This is a genomic window from Candidatus Erwinia haradaeae, from assembly GCF_900698855.1.
Taxonomy (GTDB): Bacteria; Pseudomonadota; Gammaproteobacteria; order Enterobacterales; family Enterobacteriaceae; genus Erwinia_E; species Erwinia_E haradaeae_F.
The window spans coordinates 840,130-865,215 of the sequence record NZ_LR217698.1 but is presented as its reverse complement, the minus strand read 5'-3'; the positions used below and the strand labels follow the sequence as shown (position 1 = coordinate 865,215).

Annotated in this window: 18 protein-coding genes and 2 tRNA genes; 19 read left to right on the top strand and 1 reads right to left on the bottom strand. The window is 33.1% G+C overall.

All coding sequences use genetic code 11. The features are described 5' to 3' along the window. Window positions 1-560: 560 nt before the first annotated feature. The 6 genes from sufA (at window position 561) to sufE (ending at window position 7,105) form a co-directional block, all read left to right on the top strand. A complete protein-coding gene (gene sufA / locus HACICURT3053_RS02605) occupies window positions 561-914 on the top strand; it encodes a Fe-S cluster assembly scaffold SufA (protein WP_269472368.1) in 354 nt (117 codons plus the stop codon). 5 nt (window positions 915-919) lie between these two features. Continuing rightward, complete coding sequence (gene sufB / locus HACICURT3053_RS02600; RefSeq protein WP_157992170.1) at window positions 920-2,413, top strand: Fe-S cluster assembly protein SufB; 1,494 nt, start codon at window positions 920-922, stop codon at window positions 2,411-2,413. Window positions 2,414-2,449: 36 nt separating this feature from the next. Next, the gene (sufC, locus tag HACICURT3053_RS02595; RefSeq protein WP_157992169.1) at window positions 2,450-3,199 is read left to right on the top strand and encodes a Fe-S cluster assembly ATPase SufC; all 750 of its coding nucleotides are present in this window, start codon (window positions 2,450-2,452) and stop codon (window positions 3,197-3,199) included. Further along, entirely contained in the window at window positions 3,171-4,451 is a 1,281-nt protein-coding gene (gene sufD / locus HACICURT3053_RS02590) for a Fe-S cluster assembly protein SufD (protein WP_157992168.1), read from the top strand. Before sufC ends, sufD begins: the two co-directional genes overlap by 29 nt. Beyond that, a complete protein-coding gene (sufS, locus tag HACICURT3053_RS02585; protein ID WP_157992167.1) occupies window positions 4,448-5,668 on the top strand; it encodes a cysteine desulfurase SufS in 1,221 nt (406 codons plus the stop codon). Before sufD ends, sufS begins: the two co-directional genes overlap by 4 nt. Before the next feature lie 1,005 nt (window positions 5,669-6,673). Continuing rightward, window positions 6,674-7,105, top strand: coding sequence for a cysteine desulfuration protein SufE (sufE, locus tag HACICURT3053_RS02580; protein WP_157992319.1), 432 nt, complete (start codon window positions 6,674-6,676; stop codon window positions 7,103-7,105). A gap of 479 nt (window positions 7,106-7,584) precedes the next feature. Here the strand turns inward: sufE and glyA are convergent, their stop codons facing one another. Beyond that, the gene (gene glyA, locus HACICURT3053_RS02575) at window positions 7,585-8,838 is read right to left on the bottom strand and encodes a serine hydroxymethyltransferase (protein WP_157992318.1); all 1,254 of its coding nucleotides are present in this window, start codon (window positions 8,836-8,838) and stop codon (window positions 7,585-7,587) included. Between the two features lie 1,636 nt (window positions 8,839-10,474). Here glyA and mnmE point away from each other — a divergent pair. From mnmE to infB, 13 genes are all read left to right on the top strand, one after another. Next, a complete protein-coding gene (gene mnmE / locus HACICURT3053_RS02570) occupies window positions 10,475-11,836 on the top strand; it encodes a tRNA uridine-5-carboxymethylaminomethyl(34) synthesis GTPase MnmE (RefSeq protein ID WP_157992166.1) in 1,362 nt (453 codons plus the stop codon). A 624-nt stretch (window positions 11,837-12,460) separates the two neighbouring features. Then, on the top strand, window positions 12,461-12,943 hold the full coding sequence (gene greA, locus HACICURT3053_RS02565; protein ID WP_157992165.1) for a transcription elongation factor GreA: 483 nt from the start codon (window positions 12,461-12,463) through the stop codon (window positions 12,941-12,943). 741 nt (window positions 12,944-13,684) lie between these two features. Further along, a complete protein-coding gene (gene rlmE / locus HACICURT3053_RS02560) occupies window positions 13,685-14,347 on the top strand; it encodes a 23S rRNA (uridine(2552)-2'-O)-methyltransferase RlmE (RefSeq protein WP_157992164.1) in 663 nt (220 codons plus the stop codon). Window positions 14,348-14,432: 85 nt separating this feature from the next. Continuing rightward, a complete protein-coding gene (gene ftsH / locus HACICURT3053_RS02555; RefSeq protein ID WP_157992317.1) occupies window positions 14,433-16,367 on the top strand; it encodes an ATP-dependent zinc metalloprotease FtsH in 1,935 nt (644 codons plus the stop codon). 87 nt (window positions 16,368-16,454) lie between these two features. Then, entirely contained in the window at window positions 16,455-17,297 is an 843-nt protein-coding gene (folP, locus tag HACICURT3053_RS02550; RefSeq protein WP_157992163.1) for a dihydropteroate synthase, read from the top strand. Between the two features lie 5 nt (window positions 17,298-17,302). Further along, window positions 17,303-18,640, top strand: a complete 1,338-nt coding sequence (gene glmM, locus HACICURT3053_RS02545; protein ID WP_157992162.1) for a phosphoglucosamine mutase — start codon at window positions 17,303-17,305, stop codon at window positions 18,638-18,640. Window positions 18,641-19,383: 743 nt separating this feature from the next. Then, the gene (gene secG, locus HACICURT3053_RS02540) at window positions 19,384-19,731 is read left to right on the top strand and encodes a preprotein translocase subunit SecG (protein WP_157992161.1); all 348 of its coding nucleotides are present in this window, start codon (window positions 19,384-19,386) and stop codon (window positions 19,729-19,731) included. A gap of 63 nt (window positions 19,732-19,794) precedes the next feature. Further along, window positions 19,795-19,881, top strand: a tRNA-Leu gene (locus HACICURT3053_RS02535). Window positions 19,882-19,945: 64 nt separating this feature from the next. Then, window positions 19,946-20,022, top strand: a tRNA-Met gene (locus HACICURT3053_RS02530). 69 nt (window positions 20,023-20,091) lie between these two features. After that, window positions 20,092-20,223, top strand: a complete 132-nt coding sequence (locus HACICURT3053_RS03410; protein WP_269472359.1) for a hypothetical protein — start codon at window positions 20,092-20,094, stop codon at window positions 20,221-20,223. Window positions 20,224-20,560: 337 nt separating this feature from the next. After that, window positions 20,561-20,707: a hypothetical protein gene (locus HACICURT3053_RS02525; RefSeq protein ID WP_157992160.1), complete on the top strand. Its 147-nt coding sequence runs from the start codon at window positions 20,561-20,563 to the stop codon at window positions 20,705-20,707. After that, window positions 20,700-22,208: a transcription termination factor NusA gene (gene nusA, locus HACICURT3053_RS02520; protein ID WP_157992159.1), complete on the top strand. Its 1,509-nt coding sequence runs from the start codon at window positions 20,700-20,702 to the stop codon at window positions 22,206-22,208. The genes HACICURT3053_RS02525 and nusA overlap by 8 nt, the downstream gene beginning before the upstream one ends. Before the next feature lie 24 nt (window positions 22,209-22,232). After that, window positions 22,233-24,926, top strand: coding sequence for a translation initiation factor IF-2 (infB, locus tag HACICURT3053_RS02515; protein WP_157992158.1), 2,694 nt, complete (start codon window positions 22,233-22,235; stop codon window positions 24,924-24,926). Window positions 24,927-25,086 lie beyond the last annotated feature (160 nt).

Sequence of the window (25,086 nt, the reverse complement as noted above, 5' to 3'; positions counted from 1 at the left end):
TATTAGATATATTTTTTGATGTTAGTATAGATTTAAAATTTATCTAGCAATATTTTTAGATCATTTTATATTATTTAAAGATGATATTCAGTATTTTTTGAAAATTATTATAGAATGTATATTTGTTTTATATATCTCCAGATAAAATTGAAAACTATTTATAATTCTTTTATTATTCATATATGTATTTGATATTTCTAAGATCTATTTACAATTATTAAATTTTTTATATTAATTGATGAGTAGTAAATTAATTTGATTTACTATAGTTTCTATTATGGATCTAGGATGAATGTAAACAAAATAAAATCATATTGTTAATAGATAGTTATTATCTGATTTTATTTACTTTGAGATATGTAGTATATTTTATCTTTTAAGAAAGATAAATTTTAGTATAGGATCAAATCTATCTTTGATTAATTTTGAAATATTATCAAGAATCTTATTTTTAATTAGCTATAAATATTAGTTTTATTAATTTAGATGGGTACTGAAATTTAATTTCAGTTAAAAATATACTATATTTTACACCAATGATTAAATAGTTCTATCTTGAGATATCAGATTTGGAGAATTTTATGTGGAAAGGGCTTAGATTAACTAATAGAGCAGTGAAACAGATTATCCATTTATCAAAAAGAGATCCTGACATCAAAGGTGTTCAATTAGACATTAAATCTTCTGGATGCGCTGGTTTGACTTATGCCATGAAATTAGTTAAAGATTCCTCAGAAAATGATTTGATTTTTACTCATGACGGCGCAAGCTTATTTGTTCCGGTTCGTGCTATGCCTTATATTGATGGTACAGAGGTGGATTATGTACGCATAGGTTTAAATCATATGTTTAAATTTAATAACCCTCAAGCTAACAATTCTTGTGGTTGTGGTGAGAGTTTTGCTATTGAGTAAAGTATATGTCTAATAATCATAATAAATCTGATGGCTCTCAAATCTTAAATAGTAGATATTTAAAATATAAGGAAGGTTTTGTTACTCAATTAAAAACTGAACAGTTAAAGAATGGCATTAACGAAGATGTAGTGCGTGCGATTTCATCTAAGCGCAATGAACCCGGGTGGATGCTAGATTTTCGTCTTCAAGCATATACGTCTTGGCTGAAAATGAAAGAACCTCATTGGTTAAAAGCGGATTATAATAATTTGAATTATCAAAATTATAGTTATTACTCTGCGCCTTCTTGTTCCAGTACCAATGACTCTCATCACTCGACATTAGACATGTCTGTACCTTCTTCTCATGGTATGTCTAATTATTTAACCAAAGAAGTAGAAGAGGCTTTTCAGAAACTAGGCGTTCCTCTGAATGATGAGGAGGGAGTAGCAGTTGATGCTATTTTTGATTCAGTGTCTGTATCGACAACTTATCGTGATAAACTAGTAAAAAAAGGTATTATCTTTTGTTCTTTCAGTGAAGCAATTCACATCTATCCTAATTTAGTAAAAAAATATCTCGGTAGCGTGGTTTCTTTTCGTGATAATTTTTTTGCTGCATTGAATGCAGCTGTAGCTTCTGATGGAACTTTTGTCTATATCCCTAAGGGAGTTAGATGTCCGATGGAGTTGTCGACTTATTTTCGTATTAATGCAGCTAAAACTGGTCAATTTGAACGCACCTTACTTATTGCTGATGAAGGAAGTTCAGTTAGTTATATTGAAGGGTGTTCTGCTCCAATTCGTGATAGTTATCAATTACATGCTGCGGTAGTTGAAGTAATTGTTCATCAGGATGCAAGCGTGAAGTATTCTACGGTACAAAATTGGTTCTCTGGAAGAGAAGCTACAGGTGGAGTTTTAAATTTTGTAACGAAACGTGCAGTATGTTCTGGGAAGAATAGCAAAATGTCTTGGACTCAGTTAGAAACTGGTTCTGCTATTACCTGGAAATATCCAAGTGTAATTTTACGTGGTGAGAACTCTGTTGGTGAGTTTTTTTCAGTAGCACTAACTAGTGGTCATCAACAGGCTGATACTGGTACTAAAATGATCCATATTGGTAAAAATACAAAATCAACTATTATTTCTAAGGGTATTTCAGCAGGTCGAGGTCAAAATACGTATCGTGGTTTGGTAAAGATCATGAAAACTGCTTTTAATGCACGTAATTTTACTCAATGTGATTCAATGCTTATTGGTTCTGAATGTTCTGCGCATACGTTTCCATGCGTTGAGGTTCGTAACCATACTGCGCATCTCGAGCATGAAGCAACAACTTCACGCATTGGTGAGGATCAATTGTTCTATTGCTTACAACGAGGGATTAATCAAGACGATGCTATTTCTATGATTGTTAATGGGTTTTGTAAAGATGTTTTTTCAGAGTTACCTTTAGAGTTTGCGGTTGAGGCCAAGAAGTTATTATCTATTAGCCTAGAACATAGTGTGGGTTAATTTGATATATATGACTGTGGTTGACAAGGACATCTTATGTTAAGGATTAAAGATTTATATGTTAGTATTGATGGGAAAGAGATCTTACAAGGTTTAAGTCTTCATGTTAAACCAGGTGAGGTACATGCTATTATGGGTCCTAATGGATCAGGAAAAAGCACTTTGGCGGCTACCTTATCCGGACGACAAAATTACGAAGTAACTAATGGTAGTGTTGAATTTAAAGGTAAAGACTTATTAGGTTTAGATCCTGATTCTCGTGCGGGAGAGGGTATCTTTATAGCTTTTCAATATCCAGTTGAAATATCAGGAGTGAGTAATCAGTTATTTCTTCAAACTGCAGTGAACTCTGTTCGTAAGTATCGCAATCAGGAAGTATTAGATCGTTTCGAGTTCCAAGATTTTATTCAAGAAAAAATTAATCTTTTGCAGATGCCTAAAGATTTACTGACTCGTTTTGTTAATGTTGGTTTTTCTGGAGGTGAGAAAAAACGTAATGATATTTTACAAATGTTTGCTTTAGAGCCTTGTTTATGCATTTTAGATGAAACGGATTCTGGTCTGGATATTGATGCTTTAAAAATTGTATCGAGTGGAGTTAATAGTTTGCGAAATTTTGGTCGTTCGTTTATTATTATAACGCATTATAAACGCATGCTAGATTATATTCAGCCGTCTATGATACATGTTTTATCTCAAGGGAAAATTGTAAAATCAGGAGGTTTTTGGTTAGTAAGTCAACTAGAGGAGCAAGGTTATGGTTGGCTTCTGCAGAAGGAAGAATAATGTAATCGAACAATGGTCGAGTTTGTTGAAACTTGGTCATAAGAAGCTTTCTAAGGAAAGAGATATTCATTGGAATGAGCTGCTTCGTTTAGGTTTACCCGAACCCCAGGAATCAATTTGGAAATATACTCCATTAGATCAATTAATTGATAAAAAATTTGTTTTTCCAGCATCACCTCAATTAGGTTATGATTTTATTAAAAAAGAAGCATTTACTATTGATGCAGTACGTTTAGTTTTTATAGATGGTTGGTTTGTACCTGAATTCAGTGATGATCAATATGATTCATTTTCTATTAAAGTATCTCAAGAATTTGCCCAAAAAGAGGAATGTTCACCAATCATATCTGATTTTTTTTTACATTTAACTGAAAGCTTGGCGAGGCAGGTAATCTTTATTCATTTAAAAAGTGGTATTATAGCTAGACGTCCACTATATCTATTACATATTTCTAGTGGTAGCACGAGCAACACTGTTTTTACTTCTCATTATCGTCATCATTTTCAACAGGATGATAGAAGTGAGGCTGTGGTTATTGAACATTATATTAGTCTAGACAACTCATCTCATTTTACTGGTTCGCGATTAACTGTATCTGTGGGAAATAGTGCTAAGTTAACGCATTATAATTTTTCATTTGAGGGAAGAAAGAGTTATCATATATCCCATAATGACTTAAAGATTGGTTGCGAATCAGAAGTATTCAGTCACAGTTTCCTTTTAGGATCCGGACTGACTCGCCATCAAACGAGCGCGCAATTGAATGGAGAGCGTTCTAATTTGATAATGAATAGTTTGATGATTCCTATAGGTAAAGAAGTCTGTGAAAGTCGTACATTTCTAGAACATCACGCTGGTTACTGTATAAGCTCTCAGCTTCATAAAACTATTGTTTGTGATTGTGCTCGAGCAGTTTTTAATGGCATTATGCGTGTATTAAAAGGTGCTAATAAAACAAAAGGTTATATAATTAATAGGAATATGTTACTTGGGCTTTTTGCAGAAGTTGATACCCAGCCTCATCTAGAGATTTATCATGATGATGTTCAATGTGGACATGGCGCAACAATTGGTGATATTGACAAAGAGAAAGTATTTTATTTACAGTCACGTGGTATTGATGAAGCTTCTGCGTATCGTATGATTATGTATGCATTTATTTCTGAATTAACTACCATGGTTAGTTATGATCTTATAAAAGAAGAATTAATTCATCGTATTATGAAGAGATTTTCTGGTGGTGTATTATGAGTTTTAATTTAACTTCTATTCGCGCAGAATTTCCATTATTATTGCGAAAAGTGAACGGATATCCACTAACTTATCTGGATAGTTCAGCAAGTACACAGAAACCTTGGGTAGTAATTAATGCAGTAAATCATTTTTATAAATATGGTTACTCTTCTGTTCATCGCGGTATTCATACACTTAGTTCTGATGCTACTTTTGAGATGGAGCGTATTCGAGCTCAGGTTGCCTCTTTTATTAATGCATCTAATATGGAAGAAATTGTTTTTGTGAAGGGTGCAACAGAAGCTATTAATTTAGTTGCCAATAGTTGGGGAGGGAGTAATCTTCAGTTTGGTGATAATATTATTATCACAGAAATGGAACATCATGCTAATATCGTGCCTTGGCAAATGGTGGCGAACCGTTTGGGAGTGGAAGTTCGTTTTATTCCTTTATGTTTGTCAGGAAATTTAGATTTACCAAAGTTGACATCATTGATAGATGATCGTACTCGTTTATTAGCAGTTACGCATGTATCTAATGTGTTAGGTACAATGAATCCAGTTAAAGAGATAGTTAGACAGGCTAAATCGGCTGGGATTGTGACTTTAATAGATGGAGCTCAAGCGATAATGCATCATTCAGTAGATGTTCAGGATTTAAATTGTGATTTTTATGTTTTTTCAGGTCATAAAATGTATGCTCCTACCGGTATTGGAGTACTTTATGGACGACAGGATATTTTGAGTGTGATGCCACCATGGCAAGGTGGAGGATCGATGATTTCTAGGGTTAGTTTAAAAGATGGTACATCATATGCTGATGTTCCTTGGGTTTTTGAAGCTGGTTCTCCAAATATTACTTCTATTATTGGCCTAGGGGCTGCTTTAACTTGGATTAAAGATTTAGGAATGGATCTGATTGTTCATCGTGAAACAGAGTTAATGCGTTATTCTTTAGATCAGTTATCATTGGTTCCAGATATTATAATTTATGGATCTTTGCAATCTTGTGGTATTATTTCTTTTAATCTCGGTAAACATCATGCATTTGATGTAGGTAGTTTTCTTGATCAGTATGGGATTGCTATACGTACTGGTCATCATTGTGCTATGCCATTAATGCAGTATTATAAAGTGCCCTCTATGTGTCGCGCCTCCTTTTGTCTTTATAATAGTGAAGAAGAAGTAGATCGTTTAGTCACTGGATTAAAACGAATCAATAATTTATTGGTATAAATTATTAGAATAATAAATGAAAATCTATAGGATGTTTGGTAGTTAATTTTTTAGTGGTATAAGAATATTTTAATAATGATATGATCATATCAAAGATAGATAAAAAGAGATTTCGGCATAGTTAGAAAGATTTGTTGACATTCATAAAGAGATTAAGATTAAAAGTTTAGTTTAGAATATATATTCTAAATGCAAGGCATGTCATCTTGATAATTTTTGTAGAGATAAGGATCTTATACATAGCTCCTAAGATAGTGTTACTAATAATACTTATGTTTATAACATAGATAGATTATTTGAGAAATATCTATATTACTGGATATAGAATCTATGATTTTGGTCGTTTTTGGAAGATAGAAAGATAGATTATGTAGGGTCATTATAGATTGAAGATTTAAAATTGATTTATTATAATTTTTTGTGTTTAAAAATTATGACATTAATAATCTATATTAGATATCAGTTTAATACTTAGGATTTTTAATAATATGATCAAATACACAATTATTATAAATAGAAATATTTAAAAGTAACATTTCACTAAAGTATGGTAAAGTTCGATCTTCTTGATTTCCTACGGAAATTTAGGTCGACTACAATTAGGTAGGGAGTGATGTATATGTTCAGAATTTTTATAAACTCCATTAGTTTCTAAGAAGTTAAAATAGGATTTTTATTGACATCATGCATAGATATGATTGAATCATAATTCAGGGATGGATTTTACTTTTAGTGAATGCCTAAAAGCAGATGAACAGGTGTCAGAATAAATTTTTAGTTATCTTATAGAGAATAGAATTCTTATTCTAGTAAGCGTTAGTCATCTAGAAAAGAGTTATACTGATTCAGTATAGAATTGTTTTGAGTCTTTGTATGTGTTTATAAGAACTATCAAAGATATACATAAATAGACCTATATAATGATATCGTTTTAATATCTTATGAATTAAAGAAAGTCTAAAGAAAATTAATATCATCAGAAAGTGGGTGAGAGTGAGGATTTTAGTGAGCGCTTTACCAGATCGAGAAAAGTTGATATCTAATTTTAATCGCTGTCTTAATCAGGAAGAAAAATATTTATATATTATTGAATTAGGCGCTAGACTGCCATTATGTCCTGACTCTCTTTACACATTAGAAAACATCATTCCTGGTTGTCAAAGTCAAGTGTGGATAACCGTTAATCTCGATAGAAATGGTTTAGTTATGTTTCAAGGAGATAGCGATGCTGCGTTAGTTAGAGGTTTAATTGCGATTGTTTTTTCATGCTATCAAGATATGACACCAAAAAATCTTTTAGAGTTTGATGTATGTGCTTGGTTTTCAGTTCTTACTCTTACTACACATCTAACGCCCTCTCGCTCACAAGGGTTGTTTTCTATGATTCGTGCTATTCAGAAGAAGTCATTATTATTAAAAAAGTATATCAGTAATTAAATATGAGTAATAGAAACATAAAATTAAAAGTTTTTAATTATAATATACATATATCATTTTGTCAATGATGTTAAGATTGAACATAAGTCAAGTAAATATTGTACTGTGTATGTTTTCATCAGTAATATATCTTTGTAATATTTCTAATAAAATATAGATTTATCTATAAAAATTAAATATTTTTAATATATATAATATATTTAGGTATATATATTTTTCTTGATTTTTTTATAGAAGATTGATTTCTTCTATTGACTACTATTTACATAGTAAATTTAGTAATTAGAATAAAAATCGTTAATTCTCTTTAAGGGTTAAAAAATTTAGCATGCGCGTTAATTTAAGTAAGACAACAGTGTTTCATGCTTGTTACGTTAATTAATTTATCTGATTAATGTAGATAATCATTCATGTATTTTTACATGAAGATGAAAGAGATTGTGTGTTATTTTATAATCGTTATGTAGGAAAGAAGATATTTATTTGTAGATTGGAAATTGATGACAGATGTCAAGAACTTGTTTTTTTATTCTGAGACTAACAGTTCGATTAGTAATATCGTCCAGTATGTCGCTGACCCATTCTGCAATTTTTTGTACTTCTTTTTCTTTTAATCCCCTCCTCGTTATGGCAGCAGAGCCAATACGTATACCAGATGTAATTAAAGGGTTTTTAGGATCATTGGGTATGCTATTTTTATTAACAATAATATTGGCTTGACTTAAGGCAAGTTCTGTTTCTTTTCCGGTTAGGTTTTTATTAATTAGATTTAGAAGGAATAAATGGTTATAAGTTTTACCAGAGACAACTTGATAACCTCGATTTAAGAAGATTTTTAGCATAGCCTGGGCGTTTTTAGCTACATTCTCTTGGTATATTTTAAATTCGGGTTCCATTGCTTCTTTAAAGGCAACTGCTTTTCCTGCAATTACATGTAATAATGGTCCTCCTTGCCCTCCAGGAAATACTGATGCATTTAGTTTTTTATATAAAACTTGATTTCCACCTTTTGCTAAAATAATTCCCCCTCGGGGGCCTGCTAGAGTTTTATGTGTAGTAGAAGTAACAACGTGAGCATAGGGTAAAGGGTTTGGATAAATATCAGCAGCAATTAAACCAGCAATATGTGCCATGTCAATCAAAAGATATGCGCCTATGCCATTGGCGATATAACGCATTTTTTCCCAGTCACAGATACCTGAGTAAGCTGAGAATCCGCCAATAATCATTTTAGGTCTATATTTTTTAGCAAGATCAGACATTTCATTATAATTAATATTACCATTATCATCTATACCATATGAAATTACATTATAAAGTTTACCTGATAAGCTTACAGAAGCTCCGTGACTTAAATGGCCTCCATGTGCTAATTTCATGCCAAGTATAGTGTCACCGTTCTGAAGAAGTGCGGTATAAACAGCAAAGTTTGCTTGAGATCCTGAGTGAGGCTGTACATTGACATAATCAGCTTTAAATAACTCTTTAGCTCGATCAATGGCTAGTTGTTCAATAATATCAATATATTGGCATCCACCGTAATAGCGTTGACCTGGATAGCCTTCTGCATATTTATTAGTGAGGCAAGAGCCTTGTGCTTCCATAACTCGTGGGCTAGTGTAGTTTTCTGAAGCAATCAGATTAATGTTGGTTTCTTGACGTTCTTTTTCTTTTTCTAAAGAGCGCCATAACTCTATATCATAATCAGAAATATTCATATTTCTTGTTAACATTTGCATGTCCTAATAGTATATAGGTTGATAAGGTTTGATTATCATTTTACATCAGAATATATCACTAATTTTTTCGTATGGATTTATTTGATTTTAAGCATTGGTTTATAGATTCAGTTATGAAATAGATTATGTAATATTAGTTGATTGGTAAACCATAACTGAATAGTTTATTTCTAATAATAAATAACAACAGTTTAGATCTCCAGTCTTTAAGAGATATTAATTTTTTATTTTGCTTGATTATTTTGATTTGGTATTTATATTTTATTACTCGATGTTGAATCAGAAATTATTACAGATTTATTATAGGGTTTTTATAATAAAAATTATGTTTAATAAGAATTCAATGAGTGTGTAGATAAGTAGTAGACAATAATTTAAGTATATTAAAATACGATGATCTTAATCATATCAATACATAATAGTAATTTCTATAATGAATAATTTTTTATGAAAAATTAGATTACAGATATGTAGTCTAGTATTTGGTACTATAGTAGAATTAAGTGCAATAATTTTTATAAGTATTTGATTAAGCTTATGAAATTTATATTTCAGCATGAAAGATTAGAAAAGTTTTTAATATAAAAGTTTTATATAATTCATATTAAAAATATGAATTTTTTATATAGTTATTCAACAAATCAGTATTATAGATGCATTATCTGTTTTTGTATAGAACATTAATCTAATGCTAGATAAGTATATTGGTTAAATCGATTAGTATCAGTATGACTAAATATTGTGATATTAATGAGGTTTCATAGATTGCTATTTTAGCAATCTACATAATGCTCTTACTATCTATGAATAGTAACATTTTAATCATATTGAGATATCATAATGGCTCTTTAAAAAAGATTTGTTATCTAAGTAATTTATTAGGTATTTATTTTAAATTGTTTTATATTGGATATGGTATGTATATTTTTATTTTTAGTCTAATTGCGTTAGACTAGGCCTTAGTAGGTATAAAATCATCTCTAGTTCTTACAGGTATTCTTGATAATCTTTTTGTTATATTATGGAGTATTTACAATTTAAGGGGTCTTGAGTAGAATTTAAAATTTAGTATATCGTTTTGTCGATATTTAGATAAATAGATTATCTTTTAATATCAAAGATAAGTATAGAAATAAAATATTTGACACATAATTCAGGGTTAATTGATATTTAATCAGATAGAATGTTACGTTTTTTAGTAAAGAACTAAGTTTAGTTCAATAGTGTTGTGTTATTATTTTGTGTAAAAAAATAGGTGTTCTACTTTTTAGAATTATAGGGATAATGGTTTTTTTGCATTAGATAGATTAGATGATAATAGCATCATTTAGCATTTTATGTGATTATAACATATTCATAGTTTTCATTAATGAAGTTTAATTTTTGCTTTCTTAGGTGAGATGATTGTTTTTAATTAAAATACTAATGTGAAGTAGAGATAATTTAATATGTTATAGGCAGCAATAGATTATATGAGTTCATGTAAATTAATCAATTATAATCTATATTAAAATATTGATATACTTAAAAGTAGATGATAGTTTTGTATTTCGTGTCTTTTTCATAGTTAGAACAATATGTTAAATTAATCCATTCAGTTTCTCATGGTACTATAAAAAGAGAATCACCTATGCATCATAGTGATACGATTGTGGCACAGGCCACTGCGGCCGGGTATGGAAGTGTTGGGATTTTACGTATTTCTGGTCATAAATCGGATGAGGTTGCACGGCAGGTGCTTGGAACTCTACCGAAACCGAGATACGCAGAATATCTTCCATTTTTTGATTTAAATGGTAGTATATTAGATCAAGGTATTGCACTATGGTTTCCTGCTCCATATTCTTTTACAGGTGAAAATGTTCTAGAACTTCAAGGGCATGGTGGTCCAGTTATTTTAGATTTACTTTTAAAACGTATCTTGTTATTACCTGGTTTACGTATTGCTAAGCCTGGTGAGTTTTCAGAACGTGCTTTCTTGAATGATAAATTAGATCTTACACAGGCTGAAGCAATTTCTGATTTAATTAATGCTAGTACAGAACAGGCGGCACGTTCAGCAGTATGCTCATTGCAAGGTGGTTTTGCGACGCGCATTAAAGATCTAGTTGAAAGTTTAACTAGTCTAAGAATGCACGTAGAAACTATTCTTAATTTTCCAGATGAAGAGATCGATGTCTGTTTTCAGAGGATCAAAACAGAGTTTGATCAAATAGTTTTTTATCTAGATTTAGTGCGTAAAGAGGCGCACTTAGGTAGTATTCTTCGTGAAGGATATAGAGTCGTGATCGCTGGTCGGCCTAATGTAGGAAAATCTACTCTTTTTAATCTACTTACTGGGCGCTCATCTGCTATTGTCACTAATGTTGCAGGTACTACGCGCGATGTATTGCGTGAGCATATTAATTTAAATGGTATACCATGTTGCATTTTTGATACTGCTGGATTGCACAAGGCTAATAATGAAATAGAGCAGATTGGTATTGAACGAGCTTGGAAAGAAATTAAAAAAGCCGACCATGTTTTATTTGTTTGTGACGCTACTTGTACTGATTATATCAGTCCAGATAAGATCTGGCCAGACTTTGCCCATCTTTTAGAGAGTATTCCTTCCTTTACTGTTGTCCGGAATAAGATAGATTTAACAAATGAAAAAATAGGCGTTGTAGAAAAGAATGGATATTCAGTTCTTTCTATTTCGGCATTGACCAGAGAGGGTATATCTGATCTTTATGCTCATTTAAAAGTGAAAATAGGTCTAGTTGGTTCCATTGAGGGTGCTTTTCTTGCTAGACGTCGTCATTTAGAGGCTTTAGAGTTAGCTGATATGTATCTTAAGAATGCCTATCATCACCTCTTTTTAGAGGAAGAGCAAGATGTATTAGCGGAGGATTTACGTTTAGCTCAAGAGGCATTGAATGAGATTACGGGTGTATTCAGTTCTAACGATTTATTAAATCGTATATTTTCTAGTTTCTGTATTGGTAAGTAAGTAGTAGTAAGTTAATAATGGGTAATATTAGTAATGCGTAAGATAATGTATAATGATTGTATCAATATAGTGATTGATGTTATAGATATTGAACAAGAGGATATTTTTAATGCTTAAAAATATTCATAAGGTATGTAATGATTCTTTATTCTTAATCTTATTTTTAGATTGGATTTTTTAATAAATAAATCTCTTTAAATTTATATATTTTAGTCAGGTAAAGATCTATTAAATGGTAGAAGGTAATGTTTTTTATTTTTATTGTGGGGTTTTATGTATAAAATTGGATAAACTTTTAGTATTTTTTATTATTGATTATGGATAAATAGAAGTTCAGATAAGGTTAAAATTTTTCTTTTAGTGTTTCGAGTAAACATATTGAAATTATTCTTTAATCAATTAAAGATTATATAAACATTATATAAGTTTTTTAGAGAGAAAAAATAGATAATCTATAATTAGTTTTGGGATGATATTTTTCAATTGGTTGAAGATTTTATTCTGTACAGAACCTTCTTCTTTAGTCAGAATGGTTGATTGTAATTCTATTAGAGAATATACAATATTTTATATTGTTTTCAGTGTTATACTATCTTGAGTGGGTCGGTATTAGGAGGTGTAAGTATGAATAAGATTCCCATGACATTAAGAGGTTTACATAAGCTTCGTCAAGAATTAGAAGAATTAAAAAATGTAAAAAGACCTGCTATGATTGCTGCAATTTCTGATGCTCGTGAGCATGGGGATTTAAAAGAAAACGCAGAATACCATGCCGCTCGTGAGGAACAAGGTTTCTGTGAAGGTCGAATTAAAGAATTAGAAACAAAACTCTCACATTCTCATGTTATTGATGTTAAAAAAATGGCTGTCAATGCTAATGGGCGTGTAATTTTTGGGTCTACTGTTACAGTCCTAAATATTAAAACGAATGAAGAATTTACCTATCGGATTGTAGGTGATGACGAAGCGGATTTTAAAAAACAATTAATTTCGGTTAATTCACCTATGGCGCGTGGATTGGTTAGTAAGATGGTTGATGATATCACTGTTATTAAAGCCCCTGGGGGCGATGTTGAATATCAGGTTATACGAGTAGAATATCTCTAGTTTTTGAATTTAAATGATATTAATCATACCTTCATGATATAGGCTATGATATTTAACAAATGTTTTCTGAGTATAGAAAATTATTCTTTACATGCTGTTTTATTTTTTATTGGTTAAGAAGTTTTATGATATCTATCAGTTTATTTTGATTAAAATATAATCTTTTCTATATTGATAGAAGGAATACAGTTATATAAATAAATGATTAGTGTGTTATCTTGAGAACATGTTTAGAATATGAGTATCGATATCAGAGGTTAAATACTATATAAATTAGTATATCTAGCGGGTTTTGAGAAGCTTGTATCTTAATAGTCTTAATCATCTTTGTGATATCCATCAATATTATTATTATATTTTTAAGTATTACAGTTATTCATAATAAGCAATATGGATTAATGAACAGTTGTGTTTATTTTTTTAGAGTTGCTTTGTAAGCAACCTTAGATATTTTGTTTGTATTTGTGTGATTGTGTGAAGTATTGATTTATGGTAAAAATATATTATTTTCGATGTACGTGATAAGGTGACATCATTGATAAATTGTTTTATATGTTAGCAAGACGTCAGATTAATTCGAATCATTGCGTTGCATGAATTGATTGCATATTGTTTATAGTCAAATCCCACAATGGTTAAAGACCTAATGTATAGTGTGTTTTGTATTTTGTATCAGATTAAGTCAGGACCTTACTCTATCTATCTAGTTTTTATTTAATCTAAAATAGATGTGGAAGTAATATGGGAACTAATAAGCGCTCGATAAGTTCTAATTGGTGGCTTCAACGACATTTCAGTGACCAATATGTGCTTCAAGCAAAAAAACAAGGTTTACGATCACGTTCTTGGTTTAAGTTGGATTCTATTCAAAAAAGCGATAAATTATTTAGTTATGGGATCACAGTGATTGATTTAGGATCTTCTCCAGGAGGATGGTCACAGTACGCATCAAGGCAAATTGGTTCTACTGGTCGTGTAATTGCTTGTGATCTTATTGTGATGAAACCACTTATTGGAGTTGAATTTTTACAAGGAGATATTCGAGATCCATTATTGATGGAGGCTATTTTGGAGCGAATAGGTTGCACTTCAGTTCAGGTGGTGATGTCTGATATGTCTCCTAACTTGACTGGTAATTCTGTGATTGATCTTTCACAATCATTTTACTTATGTAAAATTGCGTTAGAAGTTTGTTGTAAAGTTTTATCATTTAACGGGAGATTTGTAGTAAAAGTATTTCATGGTGAGGGTTTTGAAGAATATTTACGAGATATTCGCTCTTTATTTTCTAGTGTTAAAATTCGTAAACCAAATTCTTCACGTTCTTGTTCACGTGAGGTTTATATTGTTGCTACAGGACCTATGCCTCAAATCGTAGAAGAGAGAGATCTTATACTATCTTAAATTAAAGGAATGAGTGGTTTTTAGAGCAATACTTAATGCTGTTTATTTATAGCGTGTATAACATGAGGTTAATTACTTGAGTGATATGGCAAAAAACTTAATTCTTTGGTTAGTTATTGCAGTTATGCTAATGTCGATATTTCAGAGTTTTGGACCTAATGAGTCAAATGGCCATCAGGTTGATTATACCACCTTTTTGTCAGAAGTTAATCAGGATCAAGTACGGGAGGCTCGTATTAATGGTAGGAAAATTGATGTGCTCACCAGTAATAGCCGGAGATATGTTACTTATCTCCCAATGAATGACCCAAAACTATTGGATAATTTATTAACTAAAAATGTTAAAGTTCTCGGAGATCCGCCTGAAGAACCCAGTCTCTTAACATCGATTTTTATTTCATGGTTTCCGATGTTTTTGCTTATTGGTGTTTGGATTTTCTTTATGCGTCAAATACAGGTTGGTGGTGGCAAGGGAGCGATGTCTTTCGGAAAAAGCAAGGCCCGAATGTTAATTGACGATCAAATTAAAACTACTTTTTCTGATATTGCTGGTTGTGATGAGGCTAAAGAAGAGGTAAGTGAATTAGTTGATTATCTTCGTGAGCCTGGTCGATTTCAAAAATTAGGCGGTAAGATTCCAAAAGGTTTGCTTATGGTTGGTCCACCAGGTACTGGTAAGACCCTTCTTGCAAAAGCAATTGCTGGTGAAGCTAAAGTACCATTTTTTACTATTTCTGGTTCTGATTTTGTAGAAATGTTTGTTGGTGTTGGTGCATCTCGTGTGCGAGATATGTTTGATCAGGCAAAAAAAGCTTCGCCATGTATTATTTTTATTGATGAAATTGATGCTGTAGGTCGTCAGAGAGGAGCCGGATTAGGTGGGGGACATGATGAGCGTGAGCAAACACTAAATCAAATGTTAGTCGAGATGGATGGCTTTGAAGGCAATGAAGGTATTATTGTAATTGCAGCAACTAATCGCCCTGATGTATTAGATCCGGCATTATTACGTCCTGGTCGTTTTGATCGACAAGTTGTAGTGGGTTTACCAGATGTAAGGGGTCGTGAGCAAATTTTAAAAGTACATATACGGTGTGTACCTTTATCAACTGATGTTGAAACAGGTATTATTGCTCGTAGTACTCCTGGTTTTTCTGGTGCAGACCTTGCAAATTTAGTTAATGAAGCTGCGCTTTTTGCAGCTCGTGATAATAAGAAGACTGTATCTATGCTTGAATTTGAAAAAGCTAAAGATAAAATCATGATGGGTGCAGAGCGTCGTTCCATGGTTATGACTGAAGCACAGAAAGCCTCTACTGCCTATCATGAAGCTGGTCATGCAATTATCGGTCGATTGGTTCCTGAACATGATCCAGTACATAAAGTTACTATTATTCCTCGAGGTCGAGCATTAGGTGTAACTTTTTTTCTTCCTGAAGGTGATTCAATTAATGCCAGTCGACAAAAGCTTGAAAGTCAGATTTCTACTTTATACGGTGGTCGTTTAGCGGAAGAGATTATTTATGGTATTAAAAATGTTTCTACGGGTGCATCTAATGATATTAAAGTAGCAACATCCATTGCCCGAAACATGGTTACTCAATGGGGATTTTCAGAAAAACTTGGTCCCCTTTTGTATGCAGAGGAAGAGGGTGAAGTATTTCTTGGTCGTTCAGTAGCAAAACCTAAACATATGTCTGATGAAACTTCGCGTATCATTGATCAAGAAGTTAAGTCTTTAATTGAAACAAATTATAGACGTGCTCGTTCAATTCTTTATGAAAATATTGATATTTTACATGCCATGAAAGAAGCTTTAATGAAGTATGAAACTATTGATGCTTCTCAGATTGAGGATTTAATGGCACGTCGTGCGGTTCATCCTCCAGAAGGATGGGTCGATCTTGATCAAACCAATGAATCTGATATAAATAGAGTACCAGATACTTCTCCTATGGATAATGTTTCTAATGCATCTAGTATTAATAATACGATGTTTGAGAGAACTAAAAGTAAGTAAATACAATAATTCTGTTGTAGGAATGATTGTTAATAAATGATTGGTACTCCCAAGAGTGATATGGCTCAAAACTGGGGATAATGTATTATGAAGTTATGGGCAAGGGATGTCATGTTAGATTTAACTCACTCTCATGTGATGGGAATTTTGAATATGACTCCTGATTCTTTTTTTGATGGAGGTAAAAATCACGTATTACCTGAGGTAATTACCTATGTTGAGAGAATGATTGATGCTGGCGCTACTATAATTGATATAGGTGGCGAATCTACTCGTCCTTATGCTTTGAAGGTTAGTATAGAAGAAGAATTAGAGCGCGTGATACCTATAATTGAAGGTATTGCTCAACGTTTTTCAGTTTGGATCTCTATTGATACATCAAAACCTGAAGTAATGCATGAGGCAGCTCATTCTGGTGCTCATATGATTAATGATATTCGTTCTTTAAGGTCTCCAGGTGCTCTTGCTATGGTAGAGAGATTAGGTTTACCTGTTTGTTTAGTTCACATGCAGGGCGAGCCTCATAACATGCAGGATAATCCGTTTTATTATGATGTTTTAAATGATGTAGAAGCATTTTTCATAGAGAATATTGCTCGTTGCGAAGCGGTTGGGATCAAAAAAGTTCAGTTAATATTAGATCCTGGTTTTGGTTTTGGTAAAAGTATTATTCACAATTATCAATTATTAGGTCAACTGGAAAGATTGCATCATTTTGGTTTACCGTTGTTAGTGGGTATGTCGCGTAAGAGTATGATTTTTGATCTTTTAAGCGTAAGTTCCTTGAATAGTTTAAATGGAAGTTTAGCTTGCGCAGTTATTGCTGCGCTTCAGGGTGTTCATATTTTTCGCGTTCATGATGTAAAAGAAACTATAGAGGTATTGCGGATTGTTGAAATGATGCGGGCTGTTAATGGCAGGGATATGTAAATAGCATGCGCATACGGAAATATTTTGGTACGGATGGTATTCGTGGTAGAGTGGGTCAGCTACCTATTACTCCGGATTTTATTTTAAAGCTAGGTTGGTCTCTAGGAAAGGTTCTGTTACGCTATGATTCTAGGGAAATTATAATTGGAAAAGATACGAGAATTTCTGGTTATATGCTGGAATCTTCTTTAGGAGCTGGGTTATCAGCGGCTGGATTATCGACGGCTCTAACTGGTCCTATTCCGACCCCAGCTATAGCCTATTTAACTCGTGCTTTTCGAGCTTCTGCTGGAATTGTTATTTCTGCATCACATAATTTGTTTGATGATAATGGTATTAAGTTTTTTTCGAATGAGGGTAGAAAGCTTTCTGATGAAGTAGAATTAGCAATTGAAAATGAAATAGAGCAATCATTTACTTGTGTAGATTCCTCGATTTTAGGCCAGACTACGTGTATTAGTGACGCTACCCGTCGGTATATTGAATTTTGTAAAGGTACGTTTCCAAGTTATTTAACACTAAATCCGTTGAAGATTGTTGTTGATTGTGCTAATGGTGCAACTTATCATATTGCACCGAATGTTTTACGAGACCTTGGTGCTAAAGTTATTGCAATTGGTGTACAGCCTAACGGAATAAATATTAATAAAAATTGTGGTTCTACTGATTTACGTTTACTGCAGTCGCGTGTAATTGAAGAAAAAGCTGATGTTGGGTTAGCATACGATGGGGATGGTGATCGAATTATTATGGTTGATCATCTTGGTCATAAAGTTGATGGTGATCAAATTTTATATTTAATTGCTCGTGAGGAATTGTACCGAAAAGAGTTAAAAGGTTGTGTAGTTGGTACGATTATGAGTAACATGGGCTTAGAGATTGCTCTTAGAGAGTTGGGTATTCCATTTGCTCGATCTAGTGTTGGAGATCGCTATATATTGGAGATGTTAAGAGAAAAAGGATGGCGCTTAGGAGCAGAAAATTCTGGTCATGTAATTTTATTAGATAAAACTACTACAGGTGACGGTATTATTGCTGGTTTACAGGTGTTAGCTGTGATGTTAAATAATAATACGAGTTTGTATGATTTATGTAGTGGTATTAAGCTTTTTCCTCAAAGAGTGATTAATGTATCTTGTAGCAGAAATGGGAATCCGTTAGAATCGATACAGGTACAAGAAATACAATCTAAAGCAGAATTAGAGTTGAAAGGTTGTGGGCGCGTTCTTTTGCGCAAGTCTGGTACCGAGCCACTAATTCGTATTATGGTAGAAGGAGATAATATTAAGCAAGTTACTTTTTTAGCGCAACATATCGCGCATGTCATAAAAACTATAGTATAGATGTGGATTTTTTAATAATTTATTTTGTTATGATTGTTTTTTCGGATTTATTGTTTATATATCTACTTCACTTTTATTGGAAAATCAGATAGTTAAACCTATTGATATTCTTTGTCAACTTCAATGATGTTTTAATTTTTGCATTTTTTTTCTGATTGTAAAGAAATAAGATCAATGTAATATAATTTTATTATATATTGTTTGTTTTTTAATAGATACATTATGTATGAGTATCTGTTTGGGCATTAGTTTGATTGAGTTAAAAGAATATGGATATTTTGAAATTTTGCATATAATTGTTTTGACAATCAAAACAAGAAGAGTATATTTATTTTAAATAAAATGCCATTGTATGAAAATAGATTTTAAATATTTTTATCTGAATAGGGATTTGAATATATAGTTATTAGATTATGTTAGAAAATTTTGATTTATTACACGAAAGGATAATCGAATATTATATTTTGTTTAGAATGTAGTATAAATTTTATTTTTATTTCTGATATAAATAGCATATTTTGATTTTTTTCAAATAAAAAGATCTATGTATTGATAATATTTTTATGTTATATTATAATTATCAATGAATGAGATTAGATAAAAGAATAGTATTAAAAAATTAGAAGTACTTATTAGAAATAAGTAGCTATTATAGATATAATATCTTTTTAAGAACAGGGTTTATTCATTTTAATTGTTAAGATATTTTTTAGATTGTGATATTTATAGGCAGTGGAAAAAGGATGTTAAGTATTTATTCAGCCTTTGTTTGTATATTTATAATAATAGCAATTACGTTAATTATCTTGATTTTATTACAAAAGGGGTCAGGTATATCTATAGGCAATTCTTTAAGATCAGGTGCTTCTAGTACTTTTTTTGGATCTAGCGGCTCAGGTGGTTTCTTGACTCGTCGCATAACCCCTTTTTTAGCGATTTTATTTTTTTTTATTAGCTTGATATTAGGTAATATGAATAATCATTCAGAAAAAAATGATGATAAATTGGATAAAATTGTTCATTTAGAACATGATCAAAACTCTAATCCTAGTGTATCTTCTTCTTTTAAAAAAAAGAAAGATCTTCCTTAAATAAGACAGAAGGAAGATTTTTATAAAATTAAGTATATAGAAATTGTCTTGATTTTTTGATAAGCCGTGGTGGTGGAATTGGTAGACACGCTACCTTGAGGTGGTAGTGCCTAAATGGGCTTACGGGTTCAAGTCCCGTCCTCGGTACCATAAAAAATTATTTCTTAATTAAATTTTTTCTTGTGTATTGATTCTGGATTGATATATAATAAACCGCGGGGTGGAGCAGTTTGGTAGCTCGTCGGGCTCATAACCCGAAGGTCGTTGGTTCAAATCCAACCCCCGCAACCATTTTTATAAACTATTTTAGTGATATAGTTTTATATAACATATTATGGTAGATTGTTAGAGAGAAAGTTTTTGGACATTACCGAACTTTTATCAGCGGGTTACAATGGTCCAGTAATAAAAAACCCCGAAATGTTTCGGGGTTTTTTATTACTGGACCAAGGATTAATGGGCTCTATTAGGCCCTTTTTTTACATCTACTAATCGAGATTAAGATAAACAGGATGTATATAGATTGTAATCTTTTATCAATAAATTTATATCTATACTGTATTAGTATGTGATTTTTAAATAAGTCAGAGTATGGTTTTAGTTTTTCTCTTGTTGTCATGTTCAGACAGGTGAATAAAGATGTTACTGTTAAACTTCATAGTAGTTTTAGTATTTTAACTGAGTTATTTTGGTTGTCGGTTAAAATAAAGAGAGAACATGGGGTTTCTGTAGCCTTGAAGGATGAAAAATAAATTATTCATACAATGATGTAGATAGTATCGGATACAGTCGAGTCGCGTTTTATACATTAGAGATCAGAACCCTGAAAGTGGCAGGCTACTCTTTAGTTTTTTTTAAAGATATGATGGTAACCGTTTGCAAGGGTAACGACAAAACATGTGCTAATGAGCATCTAGCAAGCAAACGCGGTTTCCTACCTTTCGAAGTCTGGATTGAGGCATACTGGGATGAATAAAGAAATCTTAGCTGTTGTAGAAGCGGTCTCTAATGAGAAATCGCTCCCACGCGAGAAGATTTTTGAAGCGCTAGAGAGCGCATTGGGCATAGCCACTAAAAAAAAATACGAACACGATATTGATGTGCGCGTGATAATTGATCGAAAAAGTGGCTATTTTGACACTTTTCGTCGTTGGCGCATTGTTGAAGAAGTTAGTCATCCTACTTGCGAGATTACATTAGAAGCCGCACTGTATGATGATGGATCGCTTTCTTTAGGCGAGTATGTTGAAGATCAGATTCAATCTGTTACCTTTGATCGTATTACAACTCAGACCGCTAAACAAGTGATTGTACAAAAAATGCGTGAAGCGGAACGTGCTATGATTATAGATCAGTTTCGCAAACAAGAAGGTAGGATTATTACTAGTATAGTGAAGAAAGTTAGTCGTGACATGATTTCTCTTGAAGTTCGTTCCAGCGATAGCTCTAATGCTATCGCAGAGGCAGTAATTATTCGAGAAGATATGTTACCTCGTGAAAATTTTCGACCTGGAGATCGTGTTAGAGGAGTGTTGTACTCTGTTCGTCCTGAAGCGCGTGGGGCTCAGTTGTTAGTTAGTCGTTCTCGGCCTGAAATGTTAGTTGAGTTATTTCGTATTGAAGTTCCTGAAGTTGCGGAAGAAATTCTTGAGATTAAGGCCGTGGTTCGTGATCCAGGTTCACGAGCTAAAATTGCTGTTAAAACTAATGATAAACGCATTGATCCAATAGGTGCATGTGTTGGTATGCGCGGAGCTCGCGTTCAGGCAGTGTCTAGTGAGTTAGGGGGTGAACGTATTGATATTATACTCTGGGATGATAATCCAGCGCAATTTGTAATCAATGCGATGGCTCCAGCAGATGTGACTTCTATTGTGGTAGATGAGGATGCTCATACAATGGATATTGCTGTAGAATCTGGAAATTTAGCGCAGGCTATTGGTCGTAATGGTCAAAATGTTCGTTTAGCCTCACAGCTAAGTGGTTGGGATTTAAACGTAATGAAGCTAGAGGATTTACAAATAAAGCATCAGGCTGAAGTTGATAAGTCTGTTCATATTTTTACTAAATATTTAAATATTGATGAAGATCTTTCCATTACATTGGTGCAATCTGGTTTTTCTTCTTTAGAGGAGTTAGCTTACGTTCCTCTCAATGAGTTATTGGAGGTTAATGGCTTAGATGTGGCCAGGGTAAAAATGTTACGTGATCGTGCTAAGGATGCATTAACTACTCTTGCTCTTGCTAGAGAGGAAGGCATGGTTGATATTCAGCCGTCTGAAGATTTACTTAATTTTATGGGATTAGAGCGAGATTTAGCTTTTAGACTAGCTAAAAAAGGAGTTTGTACGTTAGAGGCCCTTGCAGAACAAGGTGTGGATGATTTGTCAGATATTGAGGGCCTAACCGATGAGTTGCAGGCTGGTAAATTAATTATGGCTGCACGCAATATATGTTGGTTCGGTGCCGAAACATAATAAACTGTAGCAGGAAGGAGTAGCATGACGAGAGATGTGACTATAAAATCGCTGGCTGTAGAAATTCAGACATCGATAGAACGCCTAGTACAGAAATTTGCTGATGCGGGAATGCAAAAAACTGAAACTGATTTTGTTACTCAGCATGAAAAAGAGGCACTTCTTGCTCATCTTAACTGTAATCATGATAGTGGATTAGGTAAATTGATTTTACAACGCAAAACGCGAAGTACTTTGAACGTTCTAGGCACTGGAGGTAAAAGAAAATCAGTGCAAGTTGAGATCCGAAAAAAGCGTACTTATACGAATTATGCTTCAACTCGTGGAACGCAAGGAGAAGAAAAAACGCAAGTATGTCGTGAATCTAAATCTGTTGAGTGTCGTAAAGATAATTCTAAATCTCAAATTTTAGAATTAAATTCAGAGTTAACTAAACATGTAGAGAAAACTAAAAATATTAAAAATAATAAGTTTCATCGTCAAATAATAGTAAGAAAAGAAATAAGTGATAAAAACTCTAATACTATTTCTTCTATTGAGCAAGCTGATAAAGTTCGTCGTGAAGCACAGGTATTGGAATTAAAACGTAAATCTGAAGAAGAAAATCATCGTAAGATTGAAGAAGAAGCTAAACGTGTTGCCCGCGAAGCGCGTAAAATGGCAGAAGAAAAAGGTGAAGAGTGGTCAACAATCATTAAAGAGATAGAGGATATTTCCGACTATCATGTTACAACCTCTACTCATGCTCGAGAAGCAGAAGATGAGAATGATGCTCAGGTTGAAAATGAGCGTCGAAGTCGTTCCATACGTATACCTAAAACTCAAGTTCGAAAAAAAGGTAATAAACATTCTGAAGCTAAAACCGATCGTGAAGAAGCTCGTGCACAAGTGCGCTATGGTAAAGGAGGCAAGCGTAAGACCAGTGCTTTACAACAGAGTTTTCATAAGCCTGCACAGGTTATTAACCGTGATGTAATAATTGGTGAAACTATTACTGTATCGGAATTAGCTAATAAGATGGCTGTGAAAGGGTCTCAAGTGATTAAAACTATGATGAAGTTAGGTGTTTTAGCCACGATTAACCAAGTGATCGATCAAGAAACTGCTCAGGTAGTAGCAGAAGAAATGGGTCATAAAGTAACATTACGGAGAGAAAATGAGTTAGAAGCAGCTTTAATGAGTGATCGGGATACTGATATAGTTTTAGCTAAACGAGCTCCTGTTGTCACTATAATGGGTCATGTTGATCACGGTAAAACATCTTTGCTAGATTATATTCGTTCTACCAAAGTTGCTTTTGGAGAAGCGGGGGGAATTACTCAACATATCGGTGCTTACTATGTAGAAACGGTAAATGGTATGATCACCTTTTTAGACACGCCAGGGCATGCGGCTTTTACCGCTATGCGAGCTCGTGGAGCCAAGGTGACAGACATCGTTATCTTAGTAGTAGCTGCAGATGATGGGGTTATGCCTCAGACTATTGAGGCGATTCAGCACGCTAAGGCGGCTAAAGTCCCGGTTGTAGTTGCAGTAAATAAATGTGATAAGGTGGAATCTGATCCAGAGCGTATTAAACATGAATTAACGCCATATGGTATTATTCCAGAAGAGTGGGGTGGGGAGAATATTTTTATCAATCTCTCTGCTAAAACTGGTAGAGGTATTGATGACTTGCTAAAGGCCGTTCTTCTACAAGCAGAAATGCTAGAACTTACAGCGGCACATCAAGGTATGGCAGTTGGTGTGGTTATTGAGTCCTTTTTAGATAAAGGTCGAGGACCAATTGCTAGTATTTTAGTTCGTGAAGGTACGATAAAAAAAGGTGACATTGTTTTATGTGGTCTTGAATATGGTCGTATTCGAGCGATGCGTGATGAATTAGGTCGTGAGGTTTTAACAGCAGGGCCATCAATTCCAGTTGCAATTCTGGGTATGTCTGGTGTTCCAGTAGCGGGAGATATAGCTACCGTCGTTCGTGATGAAAAGAAGGCTCGTGAAGTTGCATTATATCGTCAAGGTAAATTTCGAGAAATAAAATTAGCTCGCCAGCAAAAAGCTAAATTAGAAAAAATGTTTTCTAGTATTAAAGAGGGTGAGATATCTGAAATGAACATTGTACTAAAAGCTGATGTTCAAGGTTCGGTAGAGGCTATTTCAGATGCGCTAATTAGTTTATCCACTTCAGAAGTTCAAGTTAAAATTATTGGTTCAGGTGTTGGTGGTATTACAGAAACTGATGCCACTTTGGCTGCAGCCTCTAATGCTATTGTAATTGGTTTTAATGTGCGCGCTGATGCATCAGCACGGAGAATTATAGATGTAGAAAATATAGACCTTCGTTATTACTCGATTATATATAATTTGATCCATGAAGTCAAATTAGCGATGAGTGGAATGTTATCGCCTGAGTATAAACAGAAGATTATAGGTTTGGCCACTGTTCGTAACGTGTTTAAATCTCCCAAGTTTAGTGCTATTGGTGGTTGCATGGTAACTGAAGGTACAATCAAGCGTCATAATCCAATTCGTGTCTTGCGTGATAACATAGTAATTTATGAGGGTGAATTAGAATCGCTTAGACGATTTAAAGATGATGTGAATGAAGTTCGTAATGGAATGGAGTGTGGTATTGGTGTAAAAAATTATAACGATGTTCGTGTAGGAGATGTGATTGAGGTGTTTGAAATAATTGAAGTACAACGAACGATCGATTAAAACTCCTAATGTAGAAAATAAGAATTGCATAGATATTGTGCTTGATCAGTCAGTATAGGACTTTTTTATTTAGGTTATAGGGTTATAAAAAGGGTTGATGGTCGAGGCTCGCTAATGTTAAAAATTTACGAAATGGGCCTCTCTAGCTGAGTTAATATCA